The sequence below is a fragment of the Streptomyces sp. DSM 120436 genome, assembly GCF_055778765.1.
This window is the reverse complement of the sequence record NZ_JBSKBS010000002.1, coordinates 1,247,128-1,261,672: the sequence shown is the minus strand read 5'-3', so window position 1 is coordinate 1,261,672 and position 14,545 is coordinate 1,247,128. Positions and strand designations below refer to the sequence as shown.

Sequence of the window (14,545 nt, the reverse complement as noted above, 5' to 3'; positions counted from 1 at the left end):
GTACCTTCCGTGACAACGCCCGAGGGCCGCGACCTCGCGGTCGCGGCCCTCGCGTTCCAAGTGTCCGAGGGGGGACTTGAACCCCCACGCCCGATAAAGGGCACTAGCACCTCAAGCTAGCGCGTCTGCCATTCCGCCACCCGGACAAGGTGTCTGTCGCGCGGGTTTCCCCCCGCGGCGACGACATAAACATTACCAGGTGTTCCGGGGTGACCGATCACCCCCGCCGCGCCGTCGCGGGAACGGCGTGCGACGGACCGGGCTGGGGCTTGGGGCCGGCCCCCCGGGGAGGGAGGATGAGGGGGAACCCACCAGCGGGAACACCAGCAGCGGGAGGTAGCACGTGAGCGAGACGGACCCGGCCAAGGGCGTCACCGGTGAGGACGAGGTCGTGGACCTCTGCCGCGAGCTGATCCGGATCGACACCAGCAACTACGGCGACCACTCGGGCCCCGGCGAGCGCAAGGCGGCCGAGTACGTCGCCGAGAAGCTCGCCGAAGTCGGCCTGGAACCGCGGATCTTCGAGTCCCACCCCGGACGCGCCTCCACCATCGCCCGGATCGAGGGCGAGGACCCGTCGCGGCCCGCCCTGCTCATCCACGGCCACACCGACGTCGTGCCCGCCAACGCCGACGACTGGACCCACCACCCGTTCTCCGGCGAGATCGCCGACGGCTGCGTCTGGGGACGCGGGGCCGTCGACATGAAGGACATGGACGCCATGACCCTGGCGGTCGTCCGCGAGCGCATGCGCAGCGGCCGCAAGCCCCCGCGGGACGTCGTCCTCGCCTTCCTCGCCGACGAGGAGGCCGGCGGCACGTACGGCGCCAAGCACCTGGTGCACCGGCACCCCGAGCTGTTCGAGGGCGTCACCGAGGCGATCGGTGAGGTCGGCGGCTTCTCCTTCACCGTCAACGAGAAGCTGCGCCTCTACCTCGTGGAGACCGCCGAGAAGGGCATGCACTGGATGCGGCTCACCGTCGACGGCACCGCCGGGCACGGCTCGATGACCAACGACGACAACGCCATCACCGAGCTGTGCGAGGCCGTCGCCCGCCTCGGCCGCCACACGTGGCCGGTCAGGGTCACCAAGACCGTCCGCGCCTTCCTGGACGAGCTCTCCGACGCGCTCGGCACCGAGCTCGACCCGGAGAACATGGACGAGACCCTCGCCAAGCTCGGCGGCATCGCCCGCATGATCGGCACCACGCTGCGCAACTCGGCGGCCCCCACCCAGCTCGGCGCCGGCTACAAGGTCAACGTCATCCCCGGCCAGGCCACCGCGCACGTCGACGGCCGCTTCCTGCCCGGCTACGAGGAGGAGTTCCTCGCCGACCTGGACCGCATCCTCGGCCCGCGCGTGCGGCGTGAGGACGTGCACGCCGACAAGGCGCTGGAGACCGGCTTCGACGGCCGGCTCGTCGACGCCATGCAGACCGCGCTCGCCGCCGAGGACCCGATCGCGCGCGCCGTGCCCTACATGCTCTCCGGCGGCACCGACGCCAAGTCCTTCGACGACCTCGGCATCCGCTGCTTCGGCTTCGCGCCGCTCAGGCTGCCCCCGGAGCTGGACTTCGCGGGCATGTTCCACGGCGTCGACGAGCGGGTGCCGGTGGACGGTCTCACGTTCGGCGTCCGCGTGCTCGACCGGTTCCTGGACGCGTCCTGAAGAATCGGGCAGATGTGCGGAATTGACCGGGAAGGGTGAATGCGACCATAAGCTCGTAGCCTCATTACTTCCTCCTCGTTACCCGTGATGTGATCCGCGACTTTGGATCACCTTGCCAACAAGGAGGAATACATGCTGAAGAAGGTCGTCGCCGTCGCGGCCGCCACGGGTGGTCTGGTTCTCGCGGGCGCGGGCATGGCCGCCGCCGACTCGGGCGCCCAGGGTGCCGCCGTGCACTCCCCGGGCGTCGCGTCCGGCAACGTCGTGCAGGTGCCGGTTCACGTCCCCGTGAACGTCTGCGGCAACACGATCTCCGTGATCGGGCTGCTGAACCCCGCCTTCGGCAACACCTGCGTCAACGCGTGATGTCGTGTCTCGCCCTCTAGGCAACGCCCGCTGAGGGCTCGAGCCCGTCGGCCCCGGAGCGCGCGCCATGCGCTCCGGGGCCGACCGGTTCCTCATTCGTCGAGAATCCGGGACGCGGCGGGCGCCGCCTCCCGGCAGCAGGTCCGAGGACAGGGAATTCAGCAATGCGACAGGTCACCCGCAAGGGCTTGATGACCATGGCCGCCGCCACCGGCGTGCTCGCCGCCGCGGGCGGGGCCGCCGCCCACGCCGACTCCGGGGCGACGGGCGGAGCCAAGGGCTCGCCGGGCGTGCTCTCCGGCAACGTCGTGCAGGCCCCGGTGCACGTGCCGGTCAACGCGTGCGGCAACACGGTCAACGTCGTCGGGATCCTCAACCCGGCGGTCGGCAACGCCTGCGTCAACGAGGGAGGCTCCGGCCACCACGGCGGCGCGCACGCCCACGGCAAGGCGAGCGACTCGCCCGGCGTGGCCTCCGGCAACGTCGTGGAGGCGCCGGTGCACGTGCCGGTGAACGTCTGCGGCAACAGCGTCGACGTCATCGGCGTGGGCAACGGGGCGGCCGGCAACGGCTGCGCCACCACGGAGGGCGACGGCGGGGGGCCGGGGAACCCCGGCGACCCGGGTGAGCCCGGCACCCCGGGCCGGCCCGGTACCCCCGATGAGCCGGGGAATCCGGGCGAGCCCGGCACGCCGGACACGCCCGTCACCCCGGACACCCCGTCCACCGGCAACCAGCCGGGCCCCCACTCCGGCCCGCAGGCCGAAGGGGAGCTCGCCGAGACCGGCAGCGAGCTGCCGCTGGGCCTGGTGCTGCCGGCCGGCGCCGGTGCGCTGCTCGCCGGCGGCATCCTGTACCGCAGGGCACGCGCCGCGGCGTGATCTCGGACACACGGAGCGGACCCCGCGACCGACGCGGGGTCCGCTCCGCCTGTTGACTCGGGTCGGGCGCGACCGGCTCACCAGGTGGCGCGCACCTGGCGGATGATCCGCCGCCGCAGCCGCACTCTGCGGCTGCCGTCACGCATCAGCGTCAGGCGGTGCAACTCCCAGTGACCGTACTCGGCATGGTCCGTCAGCAGACGCGCCGTCTCCTTACGGGAGACCCCGCGAGGCACGTACACGTCGACAAATTCGTATTCCGGCATCGCATCTATTGTGCGGGCCGGGCCCCGGTACGGATAGCGTCTGCACTATGTCTGATGCTGCGCAGCCCACTGCTGCCGAGGTACGCGCCGCCGCCGAGGCGGTGAAGACCGCCCTCGACCGCCACCTGGCCGCGGTCGAGGGCCGGTCCGGGGACGACGACCCGGCCGTCTACGAGGCCTTCAACCAGTTGGCCGCGGCCGCGGAGACGTACGACGAACTGCTCTACGACCGCTACGACGAGGTCACCCCCTTCGAGATTCCCGGTTCCGAGGAGGCCCTGCCGCCGTACGCCGGACCCGAGGAACCGAACGCCCTCAGCGTGCTGATCCGCCGTGACTACGCCGTCGTCGAGCCGCAGCGGCTGCTCACGCACGCCCAGCGGATCGAAGAGGCGGACGACGAGAGTCCGGAGGTTTCCAGCACCGTCCACGGCGCGCTGGGCCTGTTGTTCGGCGAGTACGAGCCGGACGAGATCGCCTCCCGGCACAAGGAGTTCGGTCTGGAGGAGGGCGACTCCACGCTCTGGGTGACGGCATCGGACGAGATCCCGGACCCCGGTGAGTGGCTCGAGGCGCCCTTCGAGCAGGTGGATCCCGAGGCCGTGGTGTGCCGCTTCGACGTCAGCGCCGTCTTCGACGACGACGGGGACGACGAGGACGACGACCTGGAGGTCGTCCTGGACCCCCACGCGGACGAGGACCTGGAGCCGCTGGACGCGGACCGCTGACCTCACGGCGACGGCGGCGACACCTTCCCTGGGTGCCGCCGCCGTCGCACGCGGCCCCAGCGGCGCCCCACCGCGGTCACCGCGACACCGGGCGTCCCCGTCAGAGGCACGCCACGCGCGGCGACGCCCACGGCACGCCGTGCAGCCCTTGGACGTGGCCCGGCCGGCGGTTCGCCGCATGCACCTGCACCACCAGCGGCAGCGGACGCCGGAATGCGCGGCTTCGCCGCCCCTTCGGCCACCACGTGGGCCAGTGCCTGCTCCGCCGACAGGTGCTGGTCGGCGAGACCGCACGTCGTGCCGACCAGCGCCCTTCAGCGCGGGCACGGATGCGACGGGCAGCACGACGTCCCTCTCAGCCGGCCGCGGAGCCGCGCCGCCGGCGAACCGGCAGCCTTCGTGCGGCGCTCGCGGAGTTCCTTCAGCCACCGCTCACCGCTCACCGGCTGCCCGCACCGTCGCCTTCCGGCTGCGGGCCACCGCGTCAGCCGACCGCAGCAGACGGCTGCGGTGCCGACAGCACCGGGTGCGGCTCAAGAGCGCCTCGATGTGAGGCCCTGCCCTTCGCTCAACCCCCCGCGGGCACCTGCGGTGCCAACAGCACCGGCAGCCGGGTCGTGCGCGGCTTCGCCGGGATCTCGGCGACCGCTCGCGGGAGGGCCTGGTCCACTCCGTGGACCACCGACAGGTGGCGGTCGGCGCGGCTGAAGGCCGTGTAGACCCAGGGGCGGCTCAGGGCGGGGACCGCGTCGCCGGGGAGGACCACGACCGCCGCCGGCCAGCGGCAGCCCACCGCCTGGTGCGCGGTCAGCGCCCAGCCGTGCCGGACCGACTGCTCCACGCGGTCCCGAGGCACGACGACCGTCTCGCCCGCGCAGTCCAGGCGGAGGCCCTCGCCGTCCGCTCCGAGTACGCGGCCCGGCAGGGTGTGCCCCGGGGCGGGGGAGTACGCCACCCGGTCGCCGGGGTCGAAGCCCGCGAAGCGGCCCGGGCCCGGATTCAGCCGCTCCTTCAGCGCCGCGTTGAGCACGCGTGTGCCGACCGTGCCACCGTGGCCCGGGGTGATCACCTGCGTCTGTCCGGCGGGCACCCCGATGGCGCGCGGCACCGAGTCCACCACCAGCTGCACGGTCCGGTGCACCGCCTCGCCCGCGTCCCGCACGGGCACGATGACGACCTCCTTGCCGGGGGCCTCCACCTGGAGCAGCTCGCCGGCGCCGATCCCCGAGACCAGCTCGCCCAGCGGCCCCGGATCCGGCCGTCGGGAGGCGACCTGCGGGCAGGCCCGCACCGCCAGCAGGTCCGCGAAGACCCTCCCGGGGCCGACCGACCAGAGCACCCCGGGGTCGCCGGACAGCACCAGCCGCGCCCCGTCCGGCAGCGACTCCGTGAGCAGCGCGGCGGCCTCCACGTCCAGCTGCGGCGCGTCCAGCACCACCAGCAGGTCCACGGCCAGCGCGCCCTCCGCGTCCCGTTCCGGGCCCTCGGCGCCGGACAGCAGCCCGGCGACCGTGGCGACCCCCGGGCCGTCGACGCGCGCCGCGAACCGCTCGCGCCCGACGGGGCTGTGCGCGGCGGCCCATGCGCGCAGCCCCATGCCGTGCGCCGCGTCCAGCAGCGCCGCCGGCTCGGCCAGCGCGGCCTCCCCACCGGTGTGCAGCACCAGTCCGTGCCGTGCGGTCGCCCGGATCAGGTCGCCCGCCGAGCCCTCCGCCGCGGCGGCCGCCCGCTCCCACTCCTCGGCCGTCCCGTCCTGCTCGGGCGCCGCGTTGACCAGCCGGGCCAGTCCGTCGGCGAGGCTCTCCTCGGCCAGGGCGCAGCGCTCCAGCCCGACCAGGACACGGACCGGCTGCTCGCCGTCCTCGCCGGCCTCACCGAGGGCGTCCTGGAACACGAGGACGTCCCCCTCGGCGAGGGCGCCCTGCACCGCGTCCTCGGGGGCGGGCACGCCCTGGCGGCCCAGCGCCTCGGTCAGCGCGGCCATCTCCAGCACCGTGTGCCCGGCCGTCGCGGCCTGCTCCAGCAGCCAGACGGTGACCGCGCGTCCCCGCCGCTCGTCGTCCGGCCCGGCCCCCCCGCCGAGCAGCGCGCGGGCGAACCCGTCCGCCTGCTCGGGCCGTACGCCCGGCACGCGCAGGAGCTGCCAGGGGTCCTCCCGCAGCACGCGCGCCGCGTCCTCGCCCAGGGCCGCGGCGGCCGGCGCGGCGAGCGCGGCGGGCGCACCACCCCGCGTCAGCACCTCCCGCACCTCGCCCACGGTGCCCTCGGCGGGCGCGGTCGGCCCCTCGGGGACCACCGGGGCCCGCCGCACCGGCTCGGGCGCGGGGCGCCGCGGGGCGGGCCGCACCTCCTCGGACACGGTGGCCGGCGGCCTCTCGCCGCTCTCCACGGCCCGCACGGCGGCGAGCAGTTCGGCCGCCGTGCCGCTCAGCTTGGCACCCGCCTCGACCGGGCCCTGCCGCTCCGCCTTGCGCCGCTCGATCCGCTCCCGCTCCAGACGCTGCGCGGCCAGCTCCGCCTCGGCCTCGGACACCTGCGCGCCCTCGGCGGGCGTGCCGTCGTCCGCGCTCCTCGGCTCCTCAGGGGTCTCGGGCGTGCTCACAGCGTGCTCCAGTCGTGATCGGGATAGCGGTGCACGGGAGCCGACACGTCGTCGAGCGCCCGGCAGATCTCGTCAGGAAGACTAAGCGCCTCCACTGACAAGGCCGCCGTGAGCTGCTGCGCCGTGCGCGCGCCGACGACCGGCGCGGTCACCCCGGGCCGGTCGCGGACCCAGGCCAGCGCCACCTGGAGCGCGGTCACCGCCAGCCCGTCCGCCGCGGTCGTCACCGCGTCCACGATCCGGCTCGCCGTGTCGTCCAGGTACGGGGCGACGAACGGCGCGAGATGCTCCGAGGCGCCGCGCGATCCCGCCGGGGTGGCGTCCCCGCGGTACTTGCCGGTGAGGACGCCCCGCCCGAGCGGGGAGGACGGCAGCATGCCGATCCCGAGGTCGATCGCGGCGGGCAGCACCTCCCGCTCCACCCCGCGCTGCAGCAACGAGTACTCCATCTGGGTGCTCGCCAGCCGGGTGCGGGCGCCCGGCGCGGCGAGCTGCCAGGTCGCGGCCTTGGCGAGCTGCCAGCCGCAGAAGTTGGACACGCCCGCGTACCGCGCCCGGCCGCTGGTGACAGCGATGTCCAGCGCCTGGAGCGTCTCCTCCAGCGGCGTGGCCGGGTCGTAGGCGTGGACGTGCCACACGTCCACGTGGTCGGTACCGAGGCGGGCCAGGGAGGCGTCCAGGGCGGACAGCAGATGGCCGCGTGAGCCGTCGAACCGGCGGTCCGGGTCGGGCACGCTGCCGGCCTTCGTCGAGATCACCAGGTCCCGGCGCGGCACCAGCCCGTCCATCAGCCGTCCGAGCAGGTACTCGGCCTCCCCGTCGCCGTACACGTCCGCCGTGTCGACCAGCGTGCCGCCCGCGTTCCAGAACGTCTTCAAGAGCTCCGCCGCGTCGTGCTCGTCGGTGTCACGGCCCCAGGTGAGGGTCCCGAGCCCGATCCGGGACACGCGCAGGCCGGTACGGCCGAGATGCCTCTGCTCCATGAACGCCGAGATTACTGGCCGGAGCCGTGCGCGTGGGGGCCTGTGGACGACCGTTCTCCGGGCGTCGCGCGACGGCGCCGGCGGCCCGCCGGACCCGTGTCGCGGGCCCCGCGCGCCCCTCCCTCGCGGGCGCGGAGGTATAAGGTCTGCGCAAGTCACGTTACTGATCGGTAAGGGGAGACGGCCATGCAGCTAGGGATCAACCTCGGCTACTGGGGCGCCGGAATGGACGCGGACAACCTCGCCGTGGCCCAGGAGGCGGACCGCCTCGGATACGCGGTCTGCTGGGCCGCCGAGGCCTACGGCTCCGACGCCGCCACCGTCCTCGCCTATGTCGCCGCCCGCACCGAGCGCATCGACGTCGGATCCGCCATCTTCCAGATCCCGGCCCGCCAGCCGGCCATGACCGCGATGACCGCGGCCACCCTCGACTCGCTGTCCGAGGGCCGCTTCCGCCTGGGCCTGGGCGTCTCCGGCCCCCAGGTCTCCGAGGGCTGGTACGGCGTCAAGTTCGACAAGCCGCTCGCCCGCACCCGCGAGTACGTCGGGATCATCCGCAAGGCGATGACCCGCGAGCGCCTGTCCTTCGAGGGCGAGCACTGGACCCTGCCCCTCCCCGGCGGCCCGGGCAAGCCCCTCAAGCTCACCGTGCACCCGCAGCGCGAGCACATCCCGCTGTACATCGCCGCGATCGGCCCGAAGAACCTCGAGCAGACCGGTGAGATCGCCGACGGCGCCCTGCTGATCTTCCCCTCCGCCGACCACCTGGAGGAGACCGCCGTCCGCCATCTGCGCGCGGGCCGCGAGAAGGCCGGCAAGACCCTCGAGGGCTTCGACATCTGCCCGACCGTCCCGCTCGCCGTGGGCGACGACAAGGACGTCGCCGCCCTCGCCGACACCTTCCGCCCCTACACGGCGCTGTACGTCGGCGGCATGGGCAGCCGCAAGCAGAACTTCTACAACCAGCTCGCCCGGCGGATGGGCTACGAGCGGGAGGCCGCCGAGATCCAGGACCTGTACCTGTCCGGCGACAAGCAGGGCGCGGCCGCCGCCGTCCCGCACGACCTGATCGACAGCACCACCCTGCTCGGCTCGGTCGACCGCATCGCCGACCGCATGAAGGCCTACGCGGCCGCCGGGGTCACCACCCTCACCCTCGCCCCGGCCGGCTTCACCCTCGACGAGCGGCTGGCCTCGCTGCGCGCCGGCGTCGAGGCCCTGGAGCGCGCGGGCCTGGCCTGACCCGTCCGGCCGCCGCCGCGTCCCCCGCGGCGGCGGCCGGGGCCCGCGGCCGTGGTGGGGGCTCGGGGCCGTGGTGGGGGCTCGCGGCCGTGGTGGGGGCTCGGGGGCCGACCCCGCCGCGGCCGTCACCCACGACAACGCCCCCCGGCTCCCGGGGGTTACGCGTCCTCGTGCCCCGGACCGCCCGCCTCGCCGCGCGTCCGCCCCCGCCCTCCCGCCGCCCGGCGCGTACGCCGATCGGCGGAGTCGTCCGCCCCACCTGTTGCCGCGCCCCCACCGCCGCACTTGACTCCTTCTCTGCGAACTGTCGACATGCGGACCGCGCTACGGCGGACGCCGCGGAGAGGTGGACCCCATGCTGTCGGCGAAGAGCCTGTTCCAGGAGATCCTCGACCACGACGAGTCCTTCGCGCTGTTCTGCTCGATCGCCGCGAGCGGGGAGTCCCAGGGCGGCTGGGAGAACGCCCGCATCGCGGCGCTCGTGCCCGGCGCCCAGCGCGACCTCGCCCCCAGGATCACCCGCCACGGCGCCGACGAGGACAAGCACGGCCGGATCTTCGACGCCCTGCTGAGGAAGCGCGGCCTGGAGCCCGTCCCGGTGCCCCCGGAGACCGACTACACGATGCTGCTGGAGCGCAACGGCATCGGCCTGGCCCACGACAGGCTCAGGCGCGACGAGCCGCTCACCGTCCAGGACATCGTCACCTACCTCGCCCACAGCCGGGTCACCGAGCAGCGCGCCTCCGAGCAGATGGAGCTGCTGCGCAAGCACTTCGCCGACCACCCCGACCTGGGCCGCGCGGTGAAGATGATCTCCGAGGACGAGAACAACCACCTCGCCTACTGCCACGAGGAACTGCTGCGCCTCGCCCACGCCGGACACGGCCGCGCCATCCAGCGCGCCCTGCGCGCGTGCGCGCTCGCCGAGATCCGCGTCCACCGCGACGTCAGCCTCGCCGTGATGGCCCACATGGGCCGCATCCTCGGCTGGCCGAGGCCCAAGGCGGCGCTCCTCGCGGCCGGCATCCACGCCGTCCATCTGTACGAACGCCTCGGCGGCTGGCGCCGGATGGTCTCGCTGCGGATGCCCGAGCGGCGCGACGCGCTGGGCGGCCCCGCGGCCCCGGAACCCGAGGCGGCCTGACCGCCCCGCCGGCTACAGCCAGCCCCGGCGTTTGAACGTGCCGAACAGCACCGCCTCCAGCGCGGCCATCATCGCGATCACCACCGGGTACGACCACGTCCACCGCAGCTCGGGCATGTGCTCGAAGTTCATGCCGTAGATCCCCGCGATCATCGTGGGGACCACGGCCATCGCCGCCCACGCGGAGATCTTGCGCATGTCGTCGTTCTGCTGCACGCCGACCTGCGCCAGGTGCGCCGACAGCACGTCCGACACCAGCCGGTCCAGACCCTCCACCGACTCGTTGACGCGCGTGAGGTGGTCGTGGACGTCGCGGAAGTACGGCCGCACCCCCTCCTCCACGAACGGCACCGCCGACCCCGACGTGCCGGTCCCGGCGAGCCGGGCCATGGGCGCGGTCAACGGCACCGTCGCCCGGCGGAACTCCAGGATCTGCCGCTTGAACCCGTAGATCCGGGACGCGGTGTGCCGCGAGTCGCCCGCGTCGGGGGTGAAGACCTGCGTCTCCAGCTCCTCCAGGTCCGTCTGCAGCTCGGTCGCCACCTCCAGGTAGTGGTCGACCACGGCGTCGGCGACCGCGTACAGCACCGACGTCGCCCCTTCCCGCTGCAGCTCCGGCTCCCGCTCCAGCCGGTCCCGCACCGCGGCCAGCGGGGCGCCCCCGCCGTGCCGTACGCTCACCGCGAACGAGTCGCCGAGGAAGATCATGATCTCGCCGGAGGAGACGGTGTCGCTGTCCGGCTCGTACACCACCGGCTTGAGGACCACGAAGACCGAGTCGTCGTACACCTCCAGCTTGGGCCGCTGATGGGCCTTGAGGGCGTCCTCCACCGCCAGCGGGTGCAGTCCGAACTCCCGCGTGACCAGGTCGAACTCCTCGGCCGTCGGCTCGTGCAGCCCGATCCAGACGAAGCCTCCCGCCGACCGCGCCTCGTCCAGTGCGTCGGAGAAGTCCTGGGGGCCCTCCGACCGGTGCCCCTCCCGGTAGACGCCACAGTCGACGATCACGAAGCATGTCCTCCCGTCCCGGCAGCCGGTCCGCCGTCCCGTTCCCGTCCCGCCGTCGTGTTCCTGTCCCGGTTCCCCCGGACTGCCGTACGCCTACCCTGGGCGGCATGCCCACGTTGCTCCTGGTCCGGCACGGACGCTCCACCGCCAACACCGAGGGACTGCTCGCCGGCCGGACGCCCGGCGTGCACCTCGACGACCGCGGGACCGCGCAGGCCGCCGCCCTGCCCGGACGGCTCGCCCCGCTGCCGCTGGCCGAGGTCGTCACCAGCCCGCTCGACCGCTGCCGGGAGACCGTCGCACCGCTGCTCCGGACCCGCCCCGGCCTCACCCACCACACCGACGAGCGCATAGGAGAGTGCCACTACGGCGACTGGACCGGACGCAAGCTCGCCGAACTCAAGGACGAGCCGCTCATGGAGGTCGTACAGGCGCACCCGTCGGCCGCGGCCTTCCCCGGCGGGGAGTCCATGCGCGCCATGCAGACGCGCGCCGCCGAAGCGGTGCGCGAATGGAACGCGCGCGTGGAGCGCGACCACGGACCCGACGCCGTGTACCTGATGTGCTCGCACGGCGACATCATCAAGTCCCTGGTGGCGGACGCCCTCGGACTTCATCTCGACCTCTTCCAGCGGATCTCCGTGGAACCGTGTTCCATCACCGCGATCCGTTACACCCGGCTGCGCCCCTTTCTGCTCCGGCTCGGCGACACCGGCGACTTCGCGTCCCTGGCGCCGCGCGAGGAGCCGCCCGCCGGCGACGCCACGGTGGGGGGCGACGCGGGCGCACCGTGATCGTTCCCCGCAGTAGGGTGAAGCGACCGCACCGTCGCGTGCCGATCCACCCACCGCCCGTTCCCCGACTTCCCATGGAGACAGGACGTGTCCCGTCAGGTGTTCCTCTACGACCCACCGGAACGTTTCGTGGCCGGCACGGTCGGGCTGCCAGGGCGCCGTACGTTCTTCCTCCAGGCCTCCGCCGGCTCCCGGGTGACCAGCGTGGCCCTGGAGAAGACCCAGGTCGCGGCGCTCGCCGAGCGGATGGACGAACTGCTCGACGAAGTGGTGCGCCGCAGCGGCGGCAGCGCGGCGGTGCCCGCGATGGCGCCGGCCGAGATCACCGACACGGCCCCGCTGGACACCCCCGTGGAGGAGGAGTTCCGCGTCGGCACCATGGCGCTCGCCTGGGACGGCGAGGAGCAGCGCATGATCGTGGAGGCGCAGGCGCTCGTCGAACTGGACGCCGACTCCGACGAGGACCTCGCCGAGGCGGAGGAGCGGCTGCTCCAGGACGAGGAGAACGGCCCCCCGATGCTGCGCGTCCGGCTCACCGGGGCACAGGCGCGGGCCTTCGCCAAGCGCGCCCTGGACGTCGTCAACGCGGGCCGGCCGCCGTGCCCGCTGTGCAGTCTCCCGCTCGACCCGGAAGGACACGTATGTCCGCGCCAGAACGGATACCGCCGCGGAGCGTGACCGCCACCGACCCGGCCGCGGCCGAACTGCTCGCCCGCGGCGAGCTGACCGTGCGCGGACGCATCCGTGAGGCGTCGAACGCCGCCCTGTACTGCACCGTCGCGTACGAGGGCCGGGAGGCCGCCTGCGTCTACAAACCGGTCGCGGGGGAGCGGCCGCTGTGGGACTTCCCCGACGGCACCCTGGCCGGCCGCGAGGCGGCCGCGTACGAGGTGTCCCGGGCGACCGGCTGGGACCTGGTGCCGCCCACCGTGCTGCGCGACGGCCCCTACGGCGAGGGCATGTGCCAGCTGTGGATCGAGGCCGCGCCCGGCGCCGAGCTGCTCGCCCTGGTGGACGGCGAGGAGCCCGGGCCGGGCTGGAGGGCGATCGGGTTCGCCGAGACCGGCGAGGGCCGCACCGCGCTGCTGGTGCACGCCGACGACGACCGCCTGCGCCGCCTCTCCGTGCTGGACGCGGTGATCAACAACGCCGACCGCAAGGGCGGGCACCTGCTGCCCACCGCGGACGGCCGGCTCCACGGCATCGACCACGGGGTCACCTTCCACACCGAGAACAAGCTGCGCACGCTGCTGTGGGGCTGGGCGGGGGAGCCGCTGCCCGAGGAGGCCCTGGACGTCCTCGAGACCCTCCGGGACGCCCTGGCCGCCTCCGGCCCCCTCACCGCGGCCCTGACCCCGCTGATCACGCCCGCGGAGATCGACGCGACCCGCGCCCGCGTGCAGTCCCTGCTCACCGCCGGCACCCACCCGGAACCGGGCACCGACTGGCCGGCCATCCCCTGGCCCCCCGTCTGACCCGGGCGCGTGGCCGGCGCGGCACACGGCGCGGCCACGCGCAAGAACGCCCTCCCGGCCATACGGTCCGTTCCGGTTCGTATCCGGAACTCGGGTCCGGTTAGGCTCGTGGCATGCATGCCTGGCCCGCTTCCGAAGTCCCCGCCCTGCCCGGTCAGGGCCGCGACCTGAGGATCCACGACACCGCGACCGGCGGTCCCGTCACCCTCGACCCCGGTCCCGTCGCCCGTCTCTACGTCTGCGGCATCACGCCCTACGACGCCACCCACATCGGACACGCGGCGACCTACAACGCGTTCGACCTGGTGCAGCGCGTGTGGCTCGACAACAAGCGGCAGGTCCACTACGTCCAGAACGTCACCGACGTCGACGACCCGCTGCTGGAGCGGGCCGAACGCGACGGCGTCGACTGGACCGCGCTCGCCGAGCGCGAGACCGCCCTGTTCCGCGAGGACATGACGGCCCTGCGGATGCTGCCGCCCCGGCAGTACATAGGCGCGGTCGAGGCCATACCCGGCATCGTCCCGATCGTCGAGCGGCTGCGTGAACTCGGCGCCACCTACGAGATCGACGGCGACATCTACTTCTCCGTCGAGTCCGACCCGCGCTTCGGCCAGGTCTCGCACCTGGACGCCGCCGCCATGCGGCTGCTGTCCGCCGAACGCGGCGGCGACCCGGACCGCCCGGGCAAGAAGAACCCCGTCGACCCGATGCTCTGGATGGCCGCCCGCGAGGGCGAACCGAGCTGGGACGGCGGATCGCTCGGCCGGGGCCGCCCCGGCTGGCACATCGAGTGCGTGGCCATCGCCCTCGACCACCTGGGCATGACCTTCGACATCCAGGGCGGCGGCTCCGACCTGGTCTTCCCGCACCACGAGATGGGCGCCTCGCACGCCCAGGTGCTCACCGGCGAGCACCCGATGGCCAAGGCCTACGTGCACGCCGGCATGGTCGCCCTGGACGGCGAGAAGATGTCCAAGTCCAAGGGCAACCTGGTCTTCGTGTCCCGGCTGCGGCGCGACGGCGTGGACCCGGCGGCGATCCGGCTGGCGCTGCTCGCCCACCACTACCGCTCCGACTGGGAGTGGACCGACCAGGTCCTCCAGGACGCCGTGACCCGCCTCGCCCACTGGCGCGCCGCGGTCTCCCGCCCCGACGGCCCGCCCGCCGAGGCGCTCGTCGAGGAGATCCGCGACGCCCTCGCGGACGACCTGAACGCACCGTCCGCGCTCGCCGCCGTCGACCGCTGGACCGTCCTCCAGGAGCGGAGCGGCGGCACCGACACGGGTGCGCCCGGCGTGGTCTCCCGCGCCGTGGACGCCCTGCTCGGCGTCGCGCTCTAGGTCCGGGCCGGCACGGGACGGCGTGAAGGGGGCCCCGTCCGGGG

14 protein-coding genes and 1 tRNA gene are annotated in these 14,545 nt (G+C 73.9%); 10 read left to right on the top strand and 5 right to left on the bottom strand.

Annotation, left to right across the window (positions count from 1 at the left end):
• Positions 1-61: 61 nt before the first annotated feature.
• Positions 62-146, bottom strand: a tRNA-Leu gene (locus tag ACWH4W_RS27745).
• Positions 147-343: 197 nt separating this feature from the next.
• On the opposite strand from ACWH4W_RS27745, the gene ACWH4W_RS27740 reads away from it, so the two are divergent.
• The 3 genes from ACWH4W_RS27740 (at position 344) to ACWH4W_RS27730 (ending at position 2,916) form a co-directional block, all read left to right on the top strand.
• Positions 344-1,669 (top strand): M20/M25/M40 family metallo-hydrolase, encoded by a 1,326-nt coding sequence (locus ACWH4W_RS27740; RefSeq protein ID WP_473078552.1) that lies wholly within the window; start codon positions 344-346, stop codon positions 1,667-1,669.
• 132 nt (positions 1,670-1,801) lie between these two features.
• Positions 1,802-2,035, top strand: coding sequence for a chaplin ChpH (gene chpH / locus ACWH4W_RS27735; RefSeq protein WP_106414974.1), 234 nt, complete (start codon positions 1,802-1,804; stop codon positions 2,033-2,035).
• A gap of 164 nt (positions 2,036-2,199) precedes the next feature.
• The gene (locus ACWH4W_RS27730) at positions 2,200-2,916 is read left to right on the top strand and encodes a chaplin (RefSeq protein WP_473078551.1); all 717 of its coding nucleotides are present in this window, start codon (positions 2,200-2,202) and stop codon (positions 2,914-2,916) included.
• A 77-nt stretch (positions 2,917-2,993) separates the two neighbouring features.
• Here ACWH4W_RS27730 and ACWH4W_RS27725 read toward each other — a convergent pair whose 3' ends face one another.
• Positions 2,994-3,182, bottom strand: a complete 189-nt coding sequence (locus tag ACWH4W_RS27725) for a DUF5703 family protein (RefSeq protein ID WP_387796655.1) — start codon at positions 3,180-3,182, stop codon at positions 2,994-2,996.
• A gap of 47 nt (positions 3,183-3,229) precedes the next feature.
• Here ACWH4W_RS27725 and ACWH4W_RS27720 point away from each other — a divergent pair, with 47 nt between their 5' ends.
• Complete coding sequence (locus tag ACWH4W_RS27720) at positions 3,230-3,910, top strand: hypothetical protein (protein WP_473078550.1); 681 nt, start codon at positions 3,230-3,232, stop codon at positions 3,908-3,910.
• 568 nt (positions 3,911-4,478) lie between these two features.
• Here the strand turns inward: ACWH4W_RS27720 and ACWH4W_RS27715 are convergent.
• Together ACWH4W_RS27715 and ACWH4W_RS27710 are read right to left on the bottom strand one after the other, a co-directional pair.
• Entirely contained in the window at positions 4,479-6,512 is a 2,034-nt protein-coding gene (locus ACWH4W_RS27715; protein WP_473078549.1) for a helix-hairpin-helix domain-containing protein, read from the bottom strand.
• On the bottom strand, positions 6,509-7,495 hold the full coding sequence (locus tag ACWH4W_RS27710) for an aldo/keto reductase (protein WP_473078548.1): 987 nt from the start codon (positions 7,493-7,495) through the stop codon (positions 6,509-6,511). The genes ACWH4W_RS27715 and ACWH4W_RS27710 overlap by 4 nt, the downstream gene beginning before the upstream one ends.
• Positions 7,496-7,681: 186 nt before the next feature.
• Between ACWH4W_RS27710 and ACWH4W_RS27705 the strand changes: the two genes are divergently transcribed.
• Together ACWH4W_RS27705 and ACWH4W_RS27700 are read left to right on the top strand one after the other, a co-directional pair.
• Positions 7,682-8,737 (top strand): LLM class F420-dependent oxidoreductase, encoded by a 1,056-nt coding sequence (locus ACWH4W_RS27705; protein ID WP_473078547.1) that lies wholly within the window; start codon positions 7,682-7,684, stop codon positions 8,735-8,737.
• 355 nt (positions 8,738-9,092) lie between these two features.
• Complete coding sequence (locus ACWH4W_RS27700; RefSeq protein ID WP_473078546.1) at positions 9,093-9,881, top strand: ferritin-like domain-containing protein; 789 nt, start codon at positions 9,093-9,095, stop codon at positions 9,879-9,881.
• A gap of 12 nt (positions 9,882-9,893) precedes the next feature.
• Here ACWH4W_RS27700 and ACWH4W_RS27695 read toward each other — a convergent pair whose 3' ends face one another.
• Positions 9,894-10,889, bottom strand: a complete 996-nt coding sequence (locus ACWH4W_RS27695; RefSeq protein ID WP_473078545.1) for a magnesium and cobalt transport protein CorA — start codon at positions 10,887-10,889, stop codon at positions 9,894-9,896.
• Between the two features lie 107 nt (positions 10,890-10,996).
• Between ACWH4W_RS27695 and ACWH4W_RS27690 the strand changes: the two genes are divergently transcribed.
• The 4 genes from ACWH4W_RS27690 to mshC all read left to right on the top strand — a co-directional run bounded on the left by ACWH4W_RS27690 (position 10,997) and on the right by mshC (position 14,501).
• Positions 10,997-11,683, top strand: a complete 687-nt coding sequence (locus tag ACWH4W_RS27690) for a histidine phosphatase family protein (RefSeq protein WP_473078544.1) — start codon at positions 10,997-10,999, stop codon at positions 11,681-11,683.
• 87 nt (positions 11,684-11,770) lie between these two features.
• The gene (locus tag ACWH4W_RS27685; protein ID WP_473078543.1) at positions 11,771-12,361 is read left to right on the top strand and encodes a DUF3090 domain-containing protein; all 591 of its coding nucleotides are present in this window, start codon (positions 11,771-11,773) and stop codon (positions 12,359-12,361) included.
• Entirely contained in the window at positions 12,325-13,158 is an 834-nt protein-coding gene (locus ACWH4W_RS27680) for an SCO1664 family protein (protein ID WP_473078542.1), read from the top strand. The genes ACWH4W_RS27685 and ACWH4W_RS27680 overlap by 37 nt, the downstream gene beginning before the upstream one ends.
• A gap of 113 nt (positions 13,159-13,271) precedes the next feature.
• Positions 13,272-14,501, top strand: a complete 1,230-nt coding sequence (gene mshC, locus ACWH4W_RS27675; protein WP_473078541.1) for a cysteine--1-D-myo-inosityl 2-amino-2-deoxy-alpha-D-glucopyranoside ligase — start codon at positions 13,272-13,274, stop codon at positions 14,499-14,501.
• Positions 14,502-14,545 lie beyond the last annotated feature (44 nt).